At 69.3% G+C, this 21,731-nt stretch carries 18 protein-coding genes; 5 read left to right on the top strand and 13 right to left on the bottom strand.

Going from position 1 to position 21,731, the window contains the following annotated elements:
• Positions 1-17 precede the first annotated feature (17 nt).
• From qcrB to ctaE, 4 genes are all read right to left on the bottom strand, one after another.
• Positions 18-1,640, bottom strand: coding sequence for a cytochrome bc1 complex cytochrome b subunit (gene qcrB / locus IE255_RS05150; RefSeq protein WP_190048888.1), 1,623 nt, complete (start codon positions 1,638-1,640; stop codon positions 18-20).
• Complete coding sequence (gene qcrA / locus IE255_RS05145; RefSeq protein ID WP_190048887.1) at positions 1,637-2,710, bottom strand: cytochrome bc1 complex Rieske iron-sulfur subunit; 1,074 nt, start codon at positions 2,708-2,710, stop codon at positions 1,637-1,639. The genes qcrB and qcrA overlap by 4 nt, the downstream gene beginning before the upstream one ends.
• On the bottom strand, positions 2,707-3,519 hold the full coding sequence (gene qcrC, locus IE255_RS05140; protein ID WP_190048886.1) for a cytochrome bc1 complex diheme cytochrome c subunit: 813 nt from the start codon (positions 3,517-3,519) through the stop codon (positions 2,707-2,709). The genes qcrA and qcrC overlap by 4 nt, the downstream gene beginning before the upstream one ends.
• A gap of 81 nt (positions 3,520-3,600) precedes the next feature.
• Entirely contained in the window at positions 3,601-4,221 is a 621-nt protein-coding gene (gene ctaE / locus IE255_RS05135) for an aa3-type cytochrome oxidase subunit III (protein ID WP_114251608.1), read from the bottom strand.
• A gap of 144 nt (positions 4,222-4,365) precedes the next feature.
• Between ctaE and IE255_RS05130 the strand changes: the two genes are divergently transcribed.
• Positions 4,366-4,767 (top strand): response regulator, encoded by a 402-nt coding sequence (locus IE255_RS05130; protein WP_190048885.1) that lies wholly within the window; start codon positions 4,366-4,368, stop codon positions 4,765-4,767.
• 77 nt (positions 4,768-4,844) lie between these two features.
• On the opposite strand, the gene IE255_RS05125 is transcribed toward IE255_RS05130, so the two are convergent.
• The 4 genes from IE255_RS05125 to ctaC form a co-directional block, all read right to left on the bottom strand.
• Positions 4,845-6,101: a L,D-transpeptidase gene (locus IE255_RS05125; RefSeq protein ID WP_190048884.1), complete on the bottom strand. Its 1,257-nt coding sequence runs from the start codon at positions 6,099-6,101 to the stop codon at positions 4,845-4,847.
• Between the two features lie 131 nt (positions 6,102-6,232).
• On the bottom strand, positions 6,233-6,631 hold the full coding sequence (locus IE255_RS05120; protein ID WP_190048883.1) for a cytochrome c oxidase subunit 4: 399 nt from the start codon (positions 6,629-6,631) through the stop codon (positions 6,233-6,235).
• Positions 6,628-8,364 carry an aa3-type cytochrome oxidase subunit I gene (ctaD, locus tag IE255_RS05115; protein WP_190048882.1) on the bottom strand — a complete coding sequence of 579 codons (1,737 nt, stop codon included), beginning with the start codon at positions 8,362-8,364 and terminating at the stop codon, positions 6,628-6,630. Before ctaD ends, IE255_RS05120 begins: the two co-directional genes overlap by 4 nt.
• A complete protein-coding gene (gene ctaC, locus IE255_RS05110) occupies positions 8,361-9,326 on the bottom strand; it encodes an aa3-type cytochrome oxidase subunit II (protein WP_190048881.1) in 966 nt (321 codons plus the stop codon). Before ctaC ends, ctaD begins: the two co-directional genes overlap by 4 nt.
• 264 nt (positions 9,327-9,590) lie before the next feature.
• Between ctaC and IE255_RS05105 the strand changes: the two genes are divergently transcribed.
• A complete protein-coding gene (locus IE255_RS05105; protein WP_190048880.1) occupies positions 9,591-10,970 on the top strand; it encodes a cysteine desulfurase/sulfurtransferase TusA family protein in 1,380 nt (459 codons plus the stop codon).
• A 56-nt stretch (positions 10,971-11,026) separates the two neighbouring features.
• On the opposite strand, the gene IE255_RS05100 is transcribed toward IE255_RS05105, so the two are convergent.
• Positions 11,027-12,001 (bottom strand): carbohydrate kinase family protein, encoded by a 975-nt coding sequence (locus IE255_RS05100; RefSeq protein ID WP_190048879.1) that lies wholly within the window; start codon positions 11,999-12,001, stop codon positions 11,027-11,029.
• Positions 12,002-12,133: 132 nt separating this feature from the next.
• Between IE255_RS05100 and IE255_RS05095 the strand changes: the two genes are divergently transcribed.
• Both IE255_RS05095 and IE255_RS05090 read left to right on the top strand, forming a co-directional pair.
• Positions 12,134-12,343, top strand: a complete 210-nt coding sequence (locus IE255_RS05095; RefSeq protein WP_190048878.1) for a hypothetical protein — start codon at positions 12,134-12,136, stop codon at positions 12,341-12,343.
• 146 nt (positions 12,344-12,489) lie between these two features.
• Positions 12,490-14,460: a hypothetical protein gene (locus IE255_RS05090; RefSeq protein WP_190048877.1), complete on the top strand. Its 1,971-nt coding sequence runs from the start codon at positions 12,490-12,492 to the stop codon at positions 14,458-14,460.
• A gap of 89 nt (positions 14,461-14,549) precedes the next feature.
• Here IE255_RS05090 and IE255_RS05085 read toward each other — a convergent pair whose 3' ends face one another.
• On the bottom strand, positions 14,550-14,906 hold the full coding sequence (locus IE255_RS05085) for a HesB/IscA family protein (protein ID WP_010037217.1): 357 nt from the start codon (positions 14,904-14,906) through the stop codon (positions 14,550-14,552).
• Positions 14,907-15,190: 284 nt separating this feature from the next.
• Here IE255_RS05085 and nadA point away from each other — a divergent pair, with 284 nt between their 5' ends.
• Positions 15,191-16,375: a quinolinate synthase NadA gene (nadA, locus tag IE255_RS05080; protein ID WP_190048876.1), complete on the top strand. Its 1,185-nt coding sequence runs from the start codon at positions 15,191-15,193 to the stop codon at positions 16,373-16,375.
• 64 nt (positions 16,376-16,439) lie between these two features.
• Here the strand turns inward: nadA and IE255_RS05075 are convergent, their stop codons facing one another.
• The 3 genes from IE255_RS05075 to IE255_RS05065 all read right to left on the bottom strand — a co-directional run bounded on the left by IE255_RS05075 (position 16,440) and on the right by IE255_RS05065 (position 21,616).
• On the bottom strand, positions 16,440-19,556 hold the full coding sequence (locus tag IE255_RS05075) for an efflux RND transporter permease subunit (protein ID WP_190048875.1): 3,117 nt from the start codon (positions 19,554-19,556) through the stop codon (positions 16,440-16,442).
• A gap of 159 nt (positions 19,557-19,715) precedes the next feature.
• Positions 19,716-20,399, bottom strand: a complete 684-nt coding sequence (locus IE255_RS05070) for a response regulator (protein ID WP_190048874.1) — start codon at positions 20,397-20,399, stop codon at positions 19,716-19,718.
• Positions 20,396-21,616 carry a sensor histidine kinase gene (locus IE255_RS05065; RefSeq protein WP_190048873.1) on the bottom strand — a complete coding sequence of 407 codons (1,221 nt, stop codon included), beginning with the start codon at positions 21,614-21,616 and terminating at the stop codon, positions 20,396-20,398. Before IE255_RS05065 ends, IE255_RS05070 begins: the two co-directional genes overlap by 4 nt.
• Positions 21,617-21,731 lie beyond the last annotated feature (115 nt).

The following is a 21,731-nucleotide window of genomic DNA, read 5'->3' as shown; positions in this document are numbered from 1 at the left end:
GCGTGGCGAAGCAGTGATCAGTGGTGGCCGTGGCCGCTCGTGATCTCCCGGTACTCCTCGACGGTGGGCTTCGGGATCTGGGCGCCCTCGCCGTAGTAGGCGTCGCTGAGCTTGGCGCGCAGCTTCTCGGAGCCCTTCACCTTGCGCTCGACACCGTTCTCGTCGACCGTCGGGCCGAGCTCGACCGGCTGGTACTGCTCGTGCGCGGTGAGCGTGTACATCTGCTCCTGGCTGAGCGGCTCGTGCACCTCGATGAACTCACCGTGCGGCAGGCGCTTGATGATGCCCGACTCGCGGCCGTGCAGCACCTTCTCCTTGTCCCGGCGCTGGAGGCCGAGGCAGATCCGCTTGGTGATGATGAACGCGATGACCGGTCCGACGAAGAACCCGATCCGGACGAACCAGGTGACCGCGTTGATCGACAGGTGGAAGTGGGTGGCGACGATGTCGTTGCCACCGCCGATCAGCATGATCATGTAGCCGGTGACCCAGGCGACACCGAAGGCGGTGCGCGTCGGGGCGTTGCGCGGCCGGTCCAGGATGTGGTGCTCGCGCTTGTCCCCGGTGACCCACGACTCGATGAACGGGTAGAGGGCGATGATCGCGAGGAACAGGCCGAAGAGGACCAGCGGGATGAACACGCCCAGGACGAGCGTGTGACCCCAGAAGTCGATCTCCCAGCCGGGCATCGCACGGACCAGACCCTCGGCGAAGCCCATGTACCAGTCGGGCTGGGCGCCGGTCGACACCTGGTCGGGACGGTAGGGGCCCAGGACCCAGATCGGGTTGACGGTCGCGATGCCGGCGAGGGCCGCGATGACACCGAAGACCAGGAAGAAGAAGCCTCCGGCCTTGGCCATGTAGACCGGCAGCAGCGGCATGCCGACGACGTTCTTGTTGGTCCGGCCGGGACCCGCGAACTGGGTGTGCTTGTGGTAGAAGACCAGGATCAGGTGGCCGACCACGAGCCCGAGCATGATGCCCGGCAGCAGCAGGATGTGGATCGAGTAGAACCGGGCGACGAAGTCGGTGCCCGGGAACTCCCCGCCGAACAGGAACATCGAGATGTACGTGCCGACGATCGGCACGGACAGGATCGCGCCCTGGGTGAAGCGGACACCGGTGCCGGAGAGCAGGTCGTCCGGGAGCGAGTAGCCGGTGAAACCGGTGAACATGCCCAGGACGAACAGCAGGAAGCCGAACAGCCAGTTGATCTCGCGCGGCTTGCGGAACGCGCCGGTGAAGAAGACGCGCATCATGTGCACGAACATGCCGGCGAGGAAGATGATCGCCGCCCAGTGGTGGATCTGCCGGATGAGCAGACCGCCGCGGACGTCGAAGCTGATGTCCAGCGTGGAGGCGAACGCCTCCGACATCAGCTGCCCCTGGAGCGGGACGTAACTGCCGTGGTACTCCACCTCGTTCATCGACGGGTGGAAGAACAGCGTCAGGTACACACCCGTGAGGATGATGATGATGAAGCTGTAGAGGCAGATCTCGCCCAGCATGAAGGACCAGTGGTCCGGGAAGATCTTGCGCATGTTGGCCTTGGCCAGGGAGTAGATCCCCAGGCGGCCGTCGGCCCAGTCGGCGACCCGCTCACCCGCGGGTGCCTTGCGGCGTTCTTGTGCAGTGCTCATCCGCGCTCCCAGAAAGCAGGGCCGACGGGCTCTTCGAAGTCGCCGAGCGCCTCGAGGTAGCCCTCGTCGTTCACGCCGATGCGGAGCTGCGGCAGGGCGTGACCAGCGGGGCCGAAGATCACTCGGGCACCGTCGGAGAGGTCGAAGGTGGACTGGTGGCAGGGGCAGAGCACGTGGTGCGTCTGCTGCTCGTACAGGGAGATCGGGCAGCCGACGTGGGTGCAGATCTTCGAGTACGCGACGATGCCCTCGTGCGACCACTCGAGCTCGCGCTTGTCCTTGATGTTCTCCGGCTGGATCCGGACGATCATCAGGGCGGCCTTGGCGATCTCGTTCTGGAACTCGTGGTCGTGCTCCTCCAGGCCCTCGGGCTTGGCGAAGGTCAGCGAACCGACCGCGACGTCGGAGGGACGCAGCGGCTCGTTCGTGTTCATGTTGACGAGCAGCTTGCCCTTGGACCACAGCGTGTGGCGGAGCTTGGTGCCGGGCAGCGGGCCGAGGTCGCGCAGCAGCACGACGCCGGAGAGCGGAACCAGCGTGAGCGCGCCGAGCATGGTGTTGCGGATCAGCTTGCGGCGGCCGAGCGCCGACTCCTTGGCGCCCTGCTTGAAGTCCGCGAAGACCTTCTCGCGGACCTCGGGCTCCGCCTCGATCGGGTGCCGCTCGTCGGCGATCTCCACGTCCGACATCAGGGTGCGGGCCCAGTGGACGGCGCCCGCGCCGATGCAGAACAGCGCGATGCCGAGCGTCATGCCCAGCGCGAAGTTCAGTGCGCTGATGTGGCCGAGCGGGAAGATGTAGACCGACTTGTCGACCGGGATCGCCACGAACGAGGCGATGAAGCCGATGGTCGCCAGCATCGACACCGTGAACATCAGGGCGACCGAGCGCTCGGACCGCTTGGCGGCCCGCTCGTCGACGTCCTGGATCCGGTGCTCGTGGGGCGGCAGGCCCGGGTCGGCGAACGGGTGCTTCTCGTCCGCGACGCTCAGCGCGCCGTGCCCCTGCTCGTCATGTCCTGCGGACTGCTGGGCAGGCAGGTTCTCTTCTGGAATGTCTTGGCTACTCATGACTTCTTGGCCTTTGCGGTCCGGGCGGCGACCCACACGGCGACGGCGATCAGCCCGCCGAGACCGAAGATCCAGCCGAACAGGCCCTCGCTGACCGGTCCGAGACCGCCCAGTTCGAGGCCGCCGGGGCTCTCGGTCTTTTCGCTGTTGACCGCGTCGAGGTACGCGATGATGTCCTTCTTGTTCTTCTCCGTCAGCGTGGTGTCGGGGAAGGACGGCATGTTCTGCGGGCCGGTCTGCATGGCCTCGTAGATGTGCTTCTGGGAGACGCCCTCGAGCGACGGCGCGTACTTGCCGTGCGTCAGCGCGCCGCCCTTGCCGGTGAAGTTGTGACACTGCGCGCAGTTGGTGCGGAACAGCTCACCGCCCTTGGCGATGTCGGCGCCCTCGGGGCTGTACTGCTCCTCCGTCGGGATGGACGGGCCGGCGCCCAGCGAGGCGATGTACGCGGCGAGCTGGTCGATCTCGGCCTGCGAGTAGATGTTCTTCTTCTCCGGGACCTGCGGGCCCTGGGAGGTGGCGGCCGGCATCCGGCCGGTGCCCACCTGGAAGTCGACGGCCGCGGCGCCCACACCCACCAGGCTCGGCCCGTCGGAGGTGCCCTGACCGCCGGTGCCGTGGCAACTGGCGCAGCCGACGGCGTAGAGCTTCTTGCCCTCCTCGATGGCGAGGGACTGGGCGGTTGTGTCGGCCTCGGCCTTGCTCGTGGGTGCGAACACGGCGTACAGCCCCCCGCTGCAGACCAGCGCGAGGAGTAGGACGACGAGTGCCGCCATCGGGTGGCGTCGTCGTGCGGAGAGCTTTTTCACGGATTACCCCGGTGTCAGGATCTTCTGCGTCGATGCTTCTGGGATGCGCGCTGCGTCGAGCGCGTGCGGATGCCGGCCCTGCTACTTGATCATGTAGATCGTGGCGAAGAGGCCGATCCAGACGACATCGACGAAGTGCCAGTAGTAGGACACGACGATCGCGGCGGTCGCCTGCTCGTGGGTGAACCTCCGGGCCGCGTAGGTCCGGCCCAGGACCAGCAGGAAGGCGATGAGTCCGCCCGTCACGTGCAGGCCGTGGAAGCCGGTGGTCAGGTAGAAGACCGAGCCGTACGGGTCGGAGGAGAGGGACAGGCCCGCCTCCTTGACCAGCTCCGTGTACTCGAAGACCTGACCGCCGATGAAGATCGCACCCATGATGAAGGTGACGATGAACCACATCCGCAGCTTCTTCACGTCACCGCGCTCGGCGGCGAAGACGCCCAGCTGGCAGGTGAGGGAGGAGAGCACCAGGATGGTGGTGTTCGTCGCCGAGAACGGGAAGTTGAGATGGCTCGCCATCTCCTTCCAGTGATCGGGACCCGTCACCGATCGCAGGGTGAAGTACATCGCGAAGAGGGCCGCGAAGAACATCAGCTCGGAACTCAACCAGATGATGGTTCCGACGCTGGTGAGGTTCGGCCGGTTGACCGACGGGTGCGCGTGCCCGGTTTCTACTGTCGTTGCTGTCGCCACGACCGACATTATGTCGGTCGCTTATCCCGCCCTCACTCCGGGGGGTGCCGTTCGGAGTGTCTTCGCCGGTCGTACCGGTGTTGACGTGGTCTTCAAGGGAGTAGCATCCGCCCATCGGGCCTGTCCTTACGACGCTGACGTCACGGAGGAACAATGCAGCCGACCGCCACGGTGCTGGTCTACAGCGACGACTCCAACACCCGCGAGCAGGTGCGGCTCGCCACGGGACGGCGGCCGGCGCCGGACGTTCCTGTGGTGGAGTTCGTGGAGTGTGCGACTCCGGGTGCGGTGGTCAAGGAGCTGGACCGGGGTGGGATCGACGTCTGTGTGCTGGACGGGGAGGCCGTGCCCATGGGGGGCATGGGGGTCTGCCGGCAGATCAAGGACGAGATCTTCGACTGTCCTCCGGTGTTGTTGCTGATCGGGCGGCCGCAGGATGCGTGGCTCGCGACCTGGAGTCGTGCGGAGTCTGCCGTGACCTTGCCGGTGGAGCCGGTGGAGTTCGCTGCGGCTCTGGCTTCGCTGTTGCGGGAGAGGGCGGCTTTGAACGCCTAGGAGCTCGGGTTCCGGGTGTTGTTCGGCGGGTGCGGGTGTGTGGGGGTTGTTCGCGCAGTTCCCCGCGCCCCTTGAGGTCAGACGCTCTGCGGGCGCAGGCGGGCTCTGTCCGCTGGTGTGGGGCCCTCGGGGGCGCCGCCTATGAGGGCGCTGCCGGTGCGCCACTTGCTCCAGTCGAGGTTCCAGTCGCCGAAGCCGTTGCCGAAGGGGGCCATCGTGTCGCCGGCGGAGTTTATGACCTTGACGATGTCGCCCTCGCGGACGTTCTCGTAGAACCAGGCGGCGTTCTCGGTGCTCATGCCGGTGCAGCCGTGGCTGACGTTGGCGTAGCCCTGGGAGCCGACGGACCAGGGGGCGGCGTGGACGTACTCGCCGCTGTTGGTGACCCGGACCGAGTGGTGCACGATCAGGTCGTAGAAGTCCGAGGCGCCGATGCTGGCGCTGGTCATCCGGACGGTGCCCTCCTTGGCCAGGACGACCTTGACGCCGTTGCGGGTGTCGTAGCCGGGCATGCCCGTGGTGACCGGGATCTGGCGGACGATCTCGTCGTTCTTGTAGACGGTCATCTGGTGGGCGGCGGCGTCGGTGACGGCGATGACCTTGTCGGCCGTGGTGATGGTCAGCGGCTTGGCCTTGCCGCCCCACATGCGGTCGCCGATCTTGATGCCCTGGAGGTTGCTGCGGACCTGGATGGTGGCGTGCGTGGGCCAGTACTCCTTGGGGCGGTAGTGGAGCTTCTTGTCGTCCACCCAGTGCCAGGCGCCGTCCGTGGCGGGTGTGGAGGAGACCTTGAGGGCGCGTTCGACGACGGCCCGCTGCGCTCTGTCCTTGACGGGCTGGCTCAGCTCGGCCGTGATGGGCTGGCCGACGCCGTAGGTGCCCTTCTTGGGGCCGAAGGTGACGTCCAGGTGCTTCTGGGTGGTGGGCTTGCCGGTGTCGAAGGTGAGGACCTTGCGGCCGGGCGCCCCGTCCTCGTCCTCGGTGCTCACGCGGACCGTGTAGCTGGCGTTGGCGGCCAGCGGTGAGGTGCTGTGCCAGCGGCCTCCGTCGGCGGCGAGTTCGCCGGCCACGTGGCGCCCTGCGGCGTCGTAGGCCGTGACGTCCGTGATGCGCCCGTCGGAGTCCTCGGCGACCACTTCGAGGGGCTTGTCCGGGTCGGCCTTCTTGCGGCCCTTCGAGGGGGCGTTGACGGAGATCTGGTCCGCCGCGTCGTAGGGGCGGGCGGCGAGCGGGTTGCCGTCCGAGCCGCAGGCGGTGACGCCCGCGCAGAGGGCTATCACCAGCAGCGTGCAGCCGACGACGGTGCGGGGGCGGGAGATCGCTGTGTGGCTCATGGCCTCACGCTAGGAAGCCACGTCAACTGCGGCACGCCGGGTGACTCGTACGAGTGACATGGATTGCGGCAAAAGCAGGGGCCCGGACCCTCCTCTCGGAGTGTCCGGGCCCCTGATGCGCGCGGCGCGTGTTACTGGGTGCGGTTCTCACCGCGGTAGTACTCGAAGACCCAGCCCCAGATGCCGATCAGGATGATCGGCAGCGAGAAGTACATCAGCCACCAGCCGATCGCGACGGACAGGAAGGCGAGGGCGCCGCCGATGGCCAGGGAGAGCGGCTGCCAGCTGTGCGGGCTGAAGAACCCGACCTCGCCGGCGTCGTCCGCGACGTCCGCCTCCTTGTCGTCCTGCGCGCCCACGTCGACCCGCTTGGCCGTGAAGCCGAGGTAGAAGCCGATCATGATGCACAGGCCGAAGGTCAGGAAGAGGGCCGTGGTGCCGGCCGGCTCCTTCGACCACACGCCATAGACGATCGCCATGACGAGCACGAAGACGCTCAGCCACATGAACATCTTGCCCTGGATCTTCACTTGCCGGCCTCCTTGCCGCCAGCGAGGGCCTTGTCGCCGTGGCCCACGTTCTCGAGCTGGTCGAGAGCGGCGATCTCCGGGTGGTGCAGGTCGAACGCCGGGGATTCGCTGCGGATCCGCGGCATGGTGATGAAGTTGTGCCGCGGCGGCGGGCAGGAGGTGGCCCACTCCAGGGAGCGGCCGTAGCCCCACGGGTCGTCGACGCCGACCGGCTTGCCGTACTTGGCCGTCTTCCACACGTTGTAGAAGAACGGCAGGATCGACATGCCGAGCAGGAACGAGCTGATCGTGGAGATCGTGTTCAGCGCGGTGAAGCCGTCGGCCGCCAGGTAGTCGGCGTAACGACGCGGCATGCCCTCGGCGCCCAGCCAGTGCTGGACCAGGAACGTGCCGTGGAAGCCGATGAACAGCGTCCAGAACGTGATCTTGCCGAGGCGCTCGTCCAGCATCTTGCCGGTCCACTTCGGCCACCAGAAGTGGAAGCCGGAGAACATCGCGAAGACGACCGTGCCGAAGACGACGTAGTGGAAGTGGGCCACCACGAAGTACGAGTCGGAGACGTGGAAGTCCATCGGCGGCGAGGCGAGGATGACACCGGTCAGACCACCGAAGGTGAAGGTGATCAGGAAGCCGGTCGCCCAGAGCATCGGCGTCTCGAAGGACAGCGAGCCCTTCCACATCGTGCCGATCCAGTTGAAGAACTTCACACCGGTCGGGACGGCGATGAGGAACGTCATGAAGGAGAAGAACGGCAGCAGCACACCGCCGGTGACGTACATGTGGTGCGCCCACACCGTCACGGACAGACCCGCGATCGCGATGGTCGCGCCGATCAGACCCGTGTAACCGAACATCGGCTTGCGGGAGAAGACCGGAATGACCTCACTGATGATGCCGAAGAACGGCAACGCGATGATGTACACCTCTGGATGGCCGAAGAACCAGAAGAGGTGTTGCCACAGCAACGCTCCGCCGTTGGCGGAGTCGAAGACGTGGGCGCCGAACTTGCGGTCCGCCTCCAGGGCGAACAGGGCCGCGGCCAGGACCGGGAAGGCGAGCAGGACCAGGACACCGGTCAGCAGCACGTTCCAGGTGAAGATCGGCATGCGGAACATCGTCATGCCCGGAGCGCGCATGCAGATGATCGTGGTGATGAAGTTGACCGAGCCGAGGATGGTGCCGAAGCCGGAGAAGGCCAGACCCATGATCCACATGTCGGCGCCGATGCCCGGGGAGCGGACCGCGTCCGAGAGCGGGCTGTAGGCGAACCAGCCGAAGTCGGCCGCGCCCTGCGGGGTCAGGAAGCCACCGACCGCGATGAGCGAGCCGAACAGGTACAGCCAGTAGGCGAACATGTTCAGCCGGGGGAAGGCCACGTCCGGCGCGCCGATCTGGAGCGGCATGATCCAGTTCGCGAAGCCGGCGAACAGCGGCGTCGCGAACATCAGCAGCATGATCGTGCCGTGCATCGTGAACGCCTGGTTGAACTGCTCGTTCGACATGATCTGCAGACCAGGCCGGGCGAGCTCGGCGCGCATGAACAGCGCCATCACGCCGCCGATGACGAAGAACGCGAACGACGTCACCAGATACAGGGTGCCGATCGTCTTGTGGTCCGTCGTCGTCAGCCACTTGACCACGACACTGCCGCGGTTCTGGCGCCTGACCGGCAGCTCGTCCTGGTAGTGGGACCCTGCTGCCGCGGCACCCTGGGGTTCGTTGAGGATGCTCACAGGTTGTTCGTCTCCCGGTTCTTCTCGTGGCTCGTCTGCGCGATGCCGGCGGGAACGTAACCGGTCTGCTGCTTGTCCACGAGGTCCTTGAGGTGCTGCTCGTAGCGCTCGGGGGAGACCACCTTCACGTTGAACAGCATCCGAGAGTGGTCGACGCCGCAGAGCTCGGCGCACTTGCCCAGGAAGGTGCCCTCCTTGTTGGGGGTCACCTCGAAGGCGTTGGTGTGGCCCGGGATGACGTCCTGCTTCATCAGGAACGGCACCACCCAGAACGAGTGGATGACGTCACGCGAGGTCAGCACGAAGCGGACCGTCTTGCCCTTGGGCAGCCACAGCGTCGGGCCCGGGTTGTTGGTCTGCGGGTTCCGGGTGCCGGGGGTACCGCAGTCGTAGACGCCGCCGGCGTTGGCCGGGAAGTCGTCCTTGAACCGGTCCGGGATCGCGTCGAGGTCCGGGGACTTCTTGGCGTCACCCGTGGAACCGGCGACCGGCTCGATGTAGTTGAAGCACCAGCTCCACTGGAAGCCGACCACGTTGACCGTGACGTCGGGCTTCTTCTTGAGGCTGAGCAGCTCGGACTCGTCACGGGCGGTGAAGTAGAACAGCACCGAGACGATGATGAGCGGGACCACGGTGTACAGCGCCTCGATGGGCATGTTGTACCGGGTCTGCGGAGGAACCTCGACCTTGGTGCGGCTGCGCCGGTGGAAGAAAGCACTCCACAGGATCAGACCCCACACCAGCACGCCGACGGCGAGCGCAGCCGCCCAGGACCCCTGCCACAGGGAGAGGATCCGCGGAGCCTCTTCCGTGGTCGGGGTGGGCATACCAAGGCGGGGGAAGTCTTCCCAGTTGTACGAGCAACCGGTGGCTGTCGCCAAGACCAGGCCCGCGGTCAGTGCCTGCAGCAGCTTCCGCCGCATCGGGCGCCGCGGCGAGCGGTCGGAGCCGTTGGGACTCACGTAGCGCCTTCCCGAGAGTCTCGCCCGCGCGGATCGGCTGCGGCCTGGCCTTCTCGCTGGTCGGTCGCCGCCCTGCGTCGGGCAGGGGTTTGGATGTTTATGCGGACCAAACCCTAGCCGACGCCCTCCGGGGGTTCTCGGGGAGGGGTGCCTACTCACCCGGGGGGTTCGCTGAATTGGCGGCTGCGAGTGGTTTGTGGTTGTTCGCGCAGTTCCCCGCGCCCCTGAGGTCCGCTGCGCTCCTGAACGTTCTAGCGTTGCTGTGTGGCCTACTTCGATGCTGCTTCCGCTGCTCCGCTTCATCCTGTTGCCCGGCAGGCCCTGCTGGCCTCGCTCGACGAAGGGTGGGCGGATCCCGCGCGCCTGTACAGGGAGGGACGGCGTGCCCGGGTGCTGCTGGACGCGGCGCGGGAGGCCGCTGCCGAGGCGGTGGGCTGCCGGCCGGACGAGCTGACCTTCACCTCGTCCGGAACCCGTGCCGTGCATACGGGGATTGCGGGGGCCCTGGCCGGGCGGAGGCGGGTCGGGCGCCACCTGATCGTGTCAGCGGTCGAACACTCCTCCGTACTGCATGCGGCGGAGCTCTTCGAGGCCGCCGGGGGGACCGTCACACAGGTCCCGGTGGACCGCGCCGGGCGGGTGCAGCCGTCGGCTTACGGCGATGCCCTGCGGGCCGACACCGCGCTGGCCTGCCTCCAGTCGGCCAATCACGAGGTGGGGACCGAGCAGCCGGTGGCCGAGGCGGCCGAGGCGTGCCGGGCGGCCGGGGTGCCGTTGCTGGTGGACGCGGCGCAGTCGCTGGGGTGGGGGCCGGTGGAAGGGGACTGGTCGCTGCTGACGGCCAGTGCGCACAAGTGGGGCGGGCCGTCCGGGGTCGGGCTGCTCGTCGTCCGCAAGGGCGTGCGGTTCGCGCCGCAAGGGCCGGTGGACGAGCGGGAGTCGGGTCGGGCGGCCGGTTTCGAGAACATCCCGGCCATCGTGGCGGCGGCCGCGTCGCTGCGGGCCGTACGGGCGGAGGCGGCCGCGGAGGCCGTGCGGCTGCGGGAGCTGACGGAGCGGATCCGGGCCCGGGTGCCGGGGCTGGTGCCCGATGCCGAGGTGGTCGGTGATCCGGCGCGCCGGCTGCCCGGTGTCGTCACCTTCTCCTGTCTCTATGTCGACGGGGAGGCGCTGCTGCACGAGCTGGACCGGGAGGGTTTCTCCGTCTCGTCCGGTTCGTCCTGCACGAGCAGCACGCTGACGCCGAGCCATGTGCTGCGGGCGATGGGTGTGCTGAGTGAGGGGAACGTGCGGGTTTCGCTGCCGGCGGGGGTGGCCGAGGAGGAGGTGGAGAGGTTCCTGGAGGTGCTGCCCCGGGTGGTGGCGGGGGTGCGGGAGAAGCTGGGGGCGCCGGCTTCCGAGGCGGTGGTGCGGGAGGCCGACGCCCTCGTCGTGGACTCGCTGGGCAAGCGGTGCCCCATTCCGGTCATCGAGCTCGCCAAGGTCATCGGCGATGTGCCGGTGGGCGGACTGGTCCGGGTCCTGTCCGACGACGAGGCGGCCCGCCTGGACATCCCGGCGTGGTGCGAGATGCGGAACCAGGAGTACGTGGGCGAGGAGCCGGCGGACCAAGGAACCGCATACTTGATCCGCCGAGCGACCTGAGTAACCCAGGGGCGCGGGGAACTGCGCGACCAGCCCCCACGCACCCGCAGCCGAAGTCAGGCCAAATGCGCCTGAACCTCCGCAGCCGCCTCGTCCCCGTACGCCTTGGTGAACCGCTCCATGAAATGCCCGCGCCGCAACTGGTACTCCTGCGTCCCCACCGTCTCGATGACGAGGGTCGCCAGCATGCACCCGACCTGCGCGGCCCGCTCCAGGGAGACGCCCCACGCCAGCCCCGAGAGGAACCCTGCGCGGAAGGCGTCGCCGACGCCGGTCGGGTCGGCCTTGCGCTCCTCGTCCGGCGTGCCGACCTCGATCGGGTCCTCGCCGACCCGCTCGATGCGCACGCCCTGCGCGCCGAGGGTGGTCACCCGGTGGCCCACCCGGGACAGGATCTCCGCGTCGCTCCAGCCGGTCTTGGACTCGATGAGGCCCTTCTCGTACTCGTTGGAGAAGAGGTACGTCGCCCCGTCCAGCAGGATGCGGATCTCCTCGCCGTCCATGCGGGCGATCTGCTGGGAGAAGTCGGCGGCGAACGGGATGTTCCGGGAGCGGCACTCCTCGGTGTGGCGGAGCATGGCCTCCGGGTCGTCCGCGCCGATGGAGACCAGGTCGAGCCCGCCGACCCGGTCGGCGACGGTCTTCAGCTCGATGAGGCGGGCCTCGCTCATGGCGCCCGTGTAGAACGAGCCGATCTGGTTGTGGTCGGCGTCGGTCGTGCACACGAAGCGGGCGGTGTGCAGCGTGTCGGAGATGCGGACGGATTCGGTGTCGACGCCGTGCCGCTCCAGCCAGGCCCGGTACTCGTCGAAGTCCGCGCCCGCGGCGCCGACCAGGATCGGCCGGGTGCCGAGCTGTCCCATGCCGAACGCGATGTTCGCGGCGACGCCGCCGCGGCGGACGTCGAGCTTGTCGACCAGGAATGACAGCGAGACCGTGTGCAGCTGGTCCGCTACGAGCTGGTCGGCGAAGCGGCCGGGGAAGGTCATGAGGTGGTCGGTGGCGATGGAGCCGGTGACTGCGATGCGCACGGCGTGGATTCTCCTGAGGGAGGCGGACCTTGACGCTTCACGCTATCGGGTGGGCGGGGCCGCTCTGAAGGCAAGCAACCTACCCGATAGTAGATCTTTCTCGGTGAGTCCCGGCGTGCATACGGTGCCGGTATGACGAACCTCAAGGTCCAGGCCCCCGTTCCCGTCGACATCGAAGGCGACCTGGCGTCGCTGCCCGGTGACGGGGCCCGGATGGCTCCGCACTGGGCGGTTCCCGACCGGGGCGCCGCCCGGCCGGTCTCCCCGGCCCTGATCCACGGCGTGACCGTACCCCCGGCGTCGGCCCGGCTGCTCGACGCCATGTCGGACTACGGGGACTGAGCGGCGCGCGCACGGGAACCGTGTGCTCCCCCGCTGCGTCCCATCGCTGTCCCCCGTAAAGGGGAGGCGGGATACGACCCATCAGCGGCCCGGTACCGACCGGGCCGGGTCCCATGGGACAGCTGTGCAGCCGAAGGAGCGATGCGGTGAACACCGAGCGACCCGACCACGACGACGACGCCAGGGAGCCGGGCAGCGCCGGCACCGCCGACGCCCCGGAGGCCGAGGCGCGGGGCTCGGCCGACGCCGGGGCTTCGGCGAAGGCCGAGGCGTCGGCGGGGGCCGCGGAGTCTGCGGGGGCTGCCGAGTCCGGCAAGGCCCGGGATTCGGAGGGTGCCGCCGCTGAGTCGGACGAGTCTGCCGAGGCCGGCGATTCCGGAGAGGCCAGCGGTTCCGGAGAGGCCGGCGATTCCGGAGAGGCTGGCGAGCCAGCAGAGGCTCAGGAGCCACCGGCCGCTGACTCCCGTGAGGCCGCAGAGGCTTCTGAGACGCCGGATGGTGACACGCGGTCTTCGGAGGCGGAGCCGACCGAGGACGACACAGCCCGAGAAGCCGGCGCCGAGCAGGCGGACCGGGCATCGGACCGCGAGTCCGCCGCGGCAAGCACCGGCGCCGAGGAAGCCCCCACCGGCCCGGCCCCGGAAACACCCCCCGCACCGGACAGCGACCTCCCCCGCGACGACGAGGACCTGGTCCGTCACGGCGGCGGGCGTTCGCGGACTCCCGCGATCATCGCCTCCGTCGCCGCCGCCGTGCTGCTGATCGGCGGTGGCGGGGCCTGGCTCGCCACCAACGCGTCCGGCGGGGCGGGCGGCGGTACGACGTCCGGTGCGCCCGGCGGGGACGACACTCCCCCGCCGCTCGCGCTCGACGGCTACTCCGAGGGCGGCCACGGCATCGCGCCCGGCGAGCCCAACCCCTACGGCGCCACCTACCGGGTCGACGGCACACTGCCGGGCGGCCCCGGCGAAGCCCCGGTGTACCGGGCGCAGGGCGAGGTCAGCAAGGAGGACGTGGCCCGGCTGGCGAAGGCCCTCGGGGTCGAGGGAACGCCGGTGGCGCAGGGCGAGGCCTGGAAGGTCGGGGCCGGCCAGGACGGTTCGGGGCCGAGTCTCCAGGTGAACAGGCAGGCCCCGGGGACCTGGACGTTCAGCCGGTACGCGCCGGGCACGGACGACTGCAAGGGCACGGACGCCTGCACCGCTCCGCAGACCGGCGGCACCCCGGTGAGCGAGGCGGCGGCGAAGCAGGCCGCGGCCCCCGTGCTGAAGGCGGTGGGTCAGGACGACGCGAAACTGGACACGAGCCAGGTCATGGGCGCCCAGCGGGTGGTGAACGCCGCTCCCGAGATCGGCGGACTGCCCACGCACGGCTGGACGACCGGGGTCACGGTCGGCTCCGACGGCGAGGTCGTCGGCGGCAGCGGCCAGCTCGCGGTCCCGGTGAAGGGGGACACGTACCCCGTGGTCAGCGCCAGCAAGGCGCTGGAGCTGATGAACGAGCGGCCGAAGACCGACCACCGCATGGGCATAGGCGGCTGCGCCAGCGCCGTGCCGGAGAAGGACCGGCTGGAGCAGCCCTGCGAGACGTCGCCGAGCGGCGCTCCGGAGCAGGATGCGGTGACGGTCGAGAACGCGGTGTTCGGGCTGGCCGCGCACTTCGTGGACGGGCGTCAGGCGCTCGTGCCGTCGTGGCTGTTCGAGGTGACGGCGCCGGGCGCGAAGGACCCGTTCACGGTGACGTACCCGGCGGTCGACCCGAAGTTCCTGGCCTCGCCCAAGCCGAGCGGGCCGAGCGACGAGCCGACGTCGGCGCCCGAGCCGCGCGACGTCAAGGTCGACGGCTACCGGGCCGAGGGCGCGGAGCTGACCGTGACCTTCACGGGCGGGGTGTGCGCCGACTACGACGTGAAGGCGAGCGAGCAGGGCGAGGAGGTGCGGGTCACGGTGACGTCGACCCCGTGGCCGGACAAGGTCTGCATCATGATCGCCAAGCAGTTCCAGGAGACCGTGCAGCTGGACGAGCCGCTCGGTGACCGGAAGGTCGTCGGCGAGGACGGCAAGGCGGTTCCGCTGGCCAAGGAGGGGGCGCGGCTGCCGGCTCCCCCGACGCGGTAGCGCCCTCAGGGACGGCGAAGGCGGCGGCCCCGTCGGAGGGGGTCGCCGCCTTCGTCATGCCCGCTGCCGCCGGGGGCGGCCCGGCAGGCTCAGCTGAAGGAGTCGCCGCAGGCGCAGGAGCCGGTCGCGTTCGGGTTGTCGATCGTGAAGCCCTGCTTCTCGATGGTGTCCACGAAGTCGATCGTGGCACCGCCCAGGTACGGGGCGCTCATGCGGTCGGTGACGACCTTCACACCGCCGAAGTCCTTCTCCACGTCGCCGTCGAGGGAACGCTCGTCGAAGAAGAGCTGGTAGCGCAGGCCGGAGCAGCCACCGGGCTGGACGGCGACGCGCAGCGCGAGGTCGTCGCGGCCTTCCTGGTCGAGCAGCGCCTTGACCTTGGACGCCGCGGCGTCGGTCAGGATGATGCCGTCGGTGACGGTGCTGGTCTCGTCCGATACGGACATCTACATCTCTCCCGGGTTGTACGGAGACTGCTTGCCGACGGTTGCAACCGGCGGGGCCGCGGATTCATTCCGGGCCGGGCGCTCGATCTCGGCTCCTCTTCATGCTCGCACACGCGCCGGGAACCGGAAAACGGCACATTCCCGGTCTTCGCGGGAATGAACGGCGGCGCGCCGGGATTCACGTCACACAGACGCTATGGCCATCGTCAAAGTGACGTGAAGCAGTTATGATAGGTAAGCGTCAATTCGACGAAAAGTCGCCGGAAACAGAAAGGGTGCGTGTCGTGACCACCGCCCAGACCCAGGAGCTCGACGTACAGCCGACGCCCCTCGCCCTGCTGCTCCTCGGCCGTGAGGCCGACCCGAAGAGCGAGCGGGGCGTGGAGTGTCCCGGCGACCTGCCCTCACCGTCCGACCCGGACCTGGTGGAGCGCGCCCGCCGGGCGAAGGAGAAGCTCGGGAACAAGGTCTTCGTGCTCGGCCACCACTACCAGCGCGACGAGGTCATCCAGTTCGCCGACGTGACCGGTGACTCGTTCAAGCTGGCCCGGGACGCGGCGGCGCGTCCGGAGGCCGAGTACATCGTCTTCTGCGGTGTGCACTTCATGGCGGAGTCCGCGGACATCCTGACGTCCGACGACCAGAAGGTCGTCCTGCCCGACCTCGCCGCCGGCTGCTCGATGGCCGACATGGCGACGGCCGAGCAGGTCGCCGAGTGCTGGGACGTGCTGACCGAGGCCGGGATAGCCGAGCAGGTCGTGCCCGTCTCGTACATGAACTCGTCCGCCGACATCAAGGCGTTCACGGGCAAGCACGGCGGCACGATCTGCACCTCGTCCAATGCGAAACGGGCCCTGGACTGGGCCTTCGAGCAGGGCGAGAAGGTGCTCTTCCTGCCCGACCAGCACCTCGGCCGCAACACCGCCGTCCGGGACATGGGCATGTCCCTGGAGGACTGCGTCGTCTACAACCCGCACAAGCCGAACGGCGGCCTGACCGCCGACGAGCTGCGCGCGGCGAAGATGATCCTGTGGCGCGGCCACTGCTCGGTGCACGGCCGCTTCAGCCTGGACTCCGTGAACGACGTGCGCGAGCGCATCCCGGGCGTGAACGTCCTGGTCCACCCCGAGTGCAAGCACGAGGTCGTGGCCGCGGCGGACTACGTCGGCTCGACGGAGTACATCATCAAGGCCCTGGAGGCCGCGCCGGCCGGCTCCAAGTGGGCCATCGGCACGGAGCTGAACCTGGTCCGCCGCCTGGCGAACCGTTTCGCGCCGGAGGGCAAGGAGATCGTCTTCCTCGACAAGACGGTCTGCTTCTGCTCGACCATGAACCGCATCGACCTCCCCCACCTGGTCTGGGCCCTGGAGTCGCTGGCCGAGGGCAACCTCGTCAACCGCATCGAGGTGGACAAGGAGACGGAGGCGTTCGCGAAGCTGGCGCTGGAGCGGATGCTGGCGCTGCCGTAGCCGGTCTCGTACAGGGCGAAGGCCCACCCGGTGTCCCGGGTGGGCCTCCGTCGTCCTACGGGAGTCAGACCTGAGCCGGCTCCGGCTCCTGCGCGGCCTTCTCCTGGGCCGGAAGGCCCTTCTTCGCCGCCCGCTTCTTCGCCCGGCGCTCCTTACGGAGTTCGACCATCGCGTACAGCGTCGGTACCAGCAGCAGCGTCAGCAGGGTCGACGTCACCAGGCCGCCGATCACCACCACGGCCAGTGGCTGGGCGATGAAGCCGCCCTCGCCGGTGATGCCGAGGGCCATCGGCAGCAGGGCGAAGATCGTCGCCAGGGCGGTCATGAGGATCGGGCGCAGCCGGTGCCGGCCGCCCTCGACCACGGCCTCGACGACGCCGTAGCCCTGCTTGCGGTACTGGTTGATCAGGTCGATCAGCACGATCGCGTTGGTCACCACGATGCCGATCAGCATCAGCATGCCGATCATCGCGGGGACGCCCATCGGGGTGCCGGTGGCGACCAGGAGGCCGATCGCGCCGGTGGCCGCGAACGGGATGGAGACGAGCAGGATCAGCGGCTGGACCAGGGACCGGAAGGTGCCGACCAGCAGCATGAAGACGATCGCGATCGCCGCGAGCATCGCCAGGCCCAGGTTGGCGAACGCCTCGTCCTGGTCCTCGGAGACACCGCCGATCGACGCCGTGGCGCCGTCCGGGAGCTTCAGCCCGTTGATCTCGGACTGGAGCTGGGTGCTGACCGCGCCGGTGTTGTCGCCGGTCGGCTTCGCGGTGATGGTGGCCGCGCGCTGGCCGTCGATGCGGGTCATGGAGACCGGGCCGTCGACCAGCTCGACCGTCGCGATGTCGCCGAGCTTCACCGCGCCCACGCGCAGGTCCTGGAGCTGCTTCAGCGTCTTGGCGGGCTTCGCCGAGCGGATGACGACGTCGCGCTCGGTGTCGTCCAGGACCGCCTTGGCCGCCGGGGTACCGCGGACGGCCTGGGCGACGACGGCGCCGAGGGTCTGGTCGTCGAAGCCGGCCGCGGCCGCCTTGTCGTTGGCCTTGACCGAGATGCGCGGCACGCTCTGCGACAGGTCGCTGGTGACGTCCGTGACGTCGTCGAGCGAGGCGACCGTCTTGCGGACCTCCTCGGCCGCCGTCCGCAGTACCTCGGCGTCGGCGGCCTTCACGACCACGCTGAGGTCCTGGGCGCCGAACCCGTCACCGGCGGCGATCGTGGTCGTGCCGATGCCCTTCAGCCCGGCCAGGCCCTTCTCGATGCTGTCCTGGACGTCCTCGGCCGACGCCGAGTCGTCCAGCATCACCTGGTACGAGGCCTGGTTGGTGTCCGTGCCGCCGCCGAAGGCGGCCATGAAGCCGGACGAGCCGACCGTGACCTGGTAGTCCTTCACGCCCTTGGTCTCGGAGAGCAGCCGCTCGACCTTCTTCGCCTGGGCGTCGGTCGCCGCGAGGCTGGTGCCGGGCTTCAGCTCCTGCTTGACGGTGAGGACCTCGACCTCGCCCTGGTCGAAGAAGTTCGTCTTCAGCAGCGGCGCCATGCCGAACGTGCCGACGAGGACGACGATCGCGAGAGCCACGCTGGTGAGGCGGCGGCGGGTCGCGAAGCGCAGGACCGGGACGTAGAGGCGCTGGAGGCGGCTCCTGGCCTCCTTCTCCTCGGCGAGGCGGCGTGCCTCGTCCGCGTCCTCGGGGGTGCCCTTCGGGGGCCGCAGGAACCAGTACGACAGGACCGGTACGACCGTCAGGGAGACGAGCAGGGACGCCAGCAGCGCGGCCGTCACGGTGAGGCTGAACGAGCCGAACAGCTCGCCCACCATGCCGCCGACCAGGCCGATCGGCAGGAACACCGCGACCGTGGTGAGCGTCGAGGACGTCACCGCGCCGGCGACCTCGCGCACCGCGTTGAGGATGGCCGAGTGGCGCTCCTCGCCGTAGCCGAGGTGCCGCTTGATGTTCTCCAGGACCACGATCGAGTCGTCGACGACCCGGCCGATGGCGATGGTCAGGGCGCCCAGCGTGAGGACGTTCAGCGACAGGTCGCGCGTCCACAGCACGATCAGGGCGAGGACCACGGACAGCGGGATGGACACCGCCGTCACGAGGGTGGAGCGGATCGAGGCGAGGAAGACCAGGATCACCAGGACGGCGAAGAGCAGACCGAGCGCGCCCTCGGTGGTCAGGCCCTTGATGGACTTGGACACGGCCGGGCCCTGGTCGCTGACGACCGTGAGGGTCGCGCCGGAGCCGAGGTCCTCGCGCAGGTCGGGCAGCTTGTCCCGGACGGCGTCGGAGATGGCGACCGCGCTGCCGTCGCGGTCCATGGTGACGGCGACGGCGAGGCTGGGCCTGCCGTCGGTGCGGGTGATGGAGTCGGCCGGGGCCTCCTGCTGCTTCACCGTGGCGACGTCGCCGAGGCGCACCGGCTTGCCCTTGCCGGGCTCGCCCGTGACCATCAGGTCCTGGATCTGCTTCAGCGAGGTGAAGCCGCCGCCGACCTGGACGGTGCGGTTGGCGCCGCCCTCGTCGAAGGAGCCGGCCGGGACGGTCGCGCCGCCCGCCTCGAGCGCCTGGGAGAGGGACAGCGAGGTCAGACCGGCCTTGGCCAGCTTCGCGTCGTCGGGCGTGACGGTGACCTGGAGGTCCCGTACGCCGTCGACGGTGACCTGGCCGACACCGTCGATGCTCTTCAGGTCCGGCACGACGGTCTTGTCGAGCTGGTCGGCCAGGGCCTGCTGGTCCCGGCCGGAGGTGACGGCGAGGACGACGGTCGGGATGTCGTCCGTGGAACCGGCGACGACCTGCGGGTCCACTTCGTCCGGGAGCTGGACGCGGGCCCGGTTGACGGCCTGCTGGACGTCCGCGACGAGTTGCTCGGTGCCGCTGCCGTAGTCGAAGGACGCCATGATCACGGCGTTGCCCTCGCTGGCGGTGGAGGTGACGCCGCTGATGCCGTCGACGGCTTCGAGACTGTCCTCGATGGGTTCGACGACCTGCTTCTCGACCACGTCCGGGGACGCGCCCTGGTACGGCGCGAGCACGGACACCATGGGCAGTTCGATGGTGGGCAGCAGCTGCTGCTTGAGCTGGGGTATCGCGATCGCCCCGAAGACGAGCGCGATGATCGACATCAGCCCTATCAGGGCCCGTTGCGCGAGGCTGAATCTCGACAGCCAGGACATGGGTGAGGGTCTCTCTTCTGTTAACGGCAGAAGCGGCAGCGAGCGCGCAGATGAGCGCCCGCCCCTACACCCTGAGCCATCGGGGAACGCGTTTTCGTAGACCGCAGGTCCATTTCCTTATACGGCGCATACTCCCGGCGCAGTACGCCCGGGTCGAACTCACTCCACCCTTGGACGGACCAGGCCGGATTCGTACGCGATGACGACCAGTTGGGCCCGGTCACGGGCGCCCAGCTTGGCCATGGCCCGGTTGACGTGCGTCTTCACCGTCAGCGGGCTGACCTCCAGCCGTTCGGCGATCTCGTCGTTGGAGTGGCCGCCGGCGACCTGGACCAGGACTTCCCGCTCCCGGACGGTGAGCGAATCCAGCCGCTCACCGCGGGCCGGGTCGCGGTCGCCGTCGGCCGGGTCCCGCTGGGCGAGGAAACGGGCGATCAGACCCGTGGTGGCCGCCGGGGAGAGCAGCGCCTGGCCGCCGGCCGCGATCCGGATGGCGTTGAGCAGTTCCTCGGGCTCGGCACCCTTGCCGAGGAAGCCGGAGGCCCCGGCGCGCAGCGACTGCACCACGTAGTCGTCGACCTCGAACGTCGTCAGGATGACCACGCGGACGTCGGCGAGGTCCGGGTCGGCGCTGATCATGCGGGTCGCCGCGAGACCGTCGGTGCCGGGCATGCGGATGTCCATGAGGACGACGTCGGCGCGCTGCTCCTTCGTCAGCCGGACCGCTTCGGCGCCGTCGGACGCCTCCCCCACCACCTCCATGTCGGGCTCGGAGTCGACGAGCACACGAAAGGCGCTGCGGAGCAGCGCCTGGTCGTCGGCGAGCAGGACACGGATCGTCATGCGGGGTCCTCCCCGGTCGGTGTGCGGTTCTTGACCGGCAGGATCGCATGGACGCGGAAACCGCCGCCGTAGCGGGGACCGGTGGTGAGGGTGCCGCGCAGCGCGGTGACGCGCTCGCGCATGCCGAGCAGCCCGTGGCCGCCGCCGCTGCCCGGGTCCGCGTCCTCGCCGTTGCCCTCGTCGAGCACGGTGATCTCGATGTTCGGTCCGACGCGTACGACGCTGACCTCGGCCTTGGCCTGCGGCCCCGCGTGCTTCTGCACGTTCGTCAGCGCCTCCTGGATGATCCGGTAGGCGGCCAGGTCGACGGCTGCGGGGAGGGTGGTGCCCTGGTCGGCGCGGGCGACCTCGATGTGCAGGCCGGCGCTGCGGAAGGTGCCGGTGAGTTCGTCGAGGCGGTCCAGGCCCGGGGCGGGTTCGGTGGGGGCCTCCGGGTCGCCGGACTGCCGGAGCAGGCCGACCGTGGCGCGCAGTTCGTTGAGCGCGGAGCGGCTGGCCTCCCGGACGTGCGCGAGAGCCTCCTTGGCCTGGTCGGGGCGCTTGTCCATGACGTGCGCGGCGACCCCGGCCTGGACGTTGACCAGGGCGATGTGGTGCGCGACGACGTCGTGCAGGTCGCGGGCGATGCGCAGGCGCTCCTCGGCGACCCGGCGGCGGGCCTCCTCCTCGCGGGTGCGTTCGGCGCGTTCGGCGCGTTCGCGGATGGCCTGGACGAAGGCCCGGCGGCTGCGGACGGCGTCGCCCGCGGTGGCGCCGATGCCGGTCCAGGCGAAGATCGCCAGGTTCTCCTGGGCGTACCAGGGCAGGCTGCCGGCGGCCATGGCGACACCGGTCAGCACGGTGATGGTGAGCAGGCCGACGCGCCAGGTGGTGGGACGGTCGGTGGTGGAGGCGACGGTGTACAGGGCGATGACCGCCGACATGGCGACCGGGGCGCGGGGGTCGCCGGTGGCGGACTCGACGACGGAGAAGGTGCCGGTGAGGGCGAGGACCGTCATGGGGGCGCGGCGGCGGAAGACCAGGGCGGCGGCGCTGAAGGCTATGAGGAGCAGGCTGAGGGAGTCGGGGGTGCGCAGGGCCCAGCTGACGCTGTCGCGGCGGTGGGGCTCCACGAAGGAGCCGGCGACCATGCAGACCAGGACGGCCGCGGCGAGTACGGCGTCCATGGCCAGGGGGTGCGCCTTGGCCTGGCATCTGGCCCGCGCGAGGGTGCTCACGGGTGTTTACGGTAGCCGGGCCGGGGGCCGCGCCCCCAGCCCCCCATCGGCCTGAACGGCCTCGTCCTCGATCGCCGGACGGGCTGGACACATGGACCACTGGCCTGAGCGGCAC

It is taken from the genome of Streptomyces lomondensis (assembly GCF_014651035.1).
GTDB lineage: Bacteria > Actinomycetota > Actinomycetes > Streptomycetales > Streptomycetaceae > Streptomyces > Streptomyces lomondensis.
This window is presented reverse-complemented; position numbering and strand designations above follow the sequence as displayed.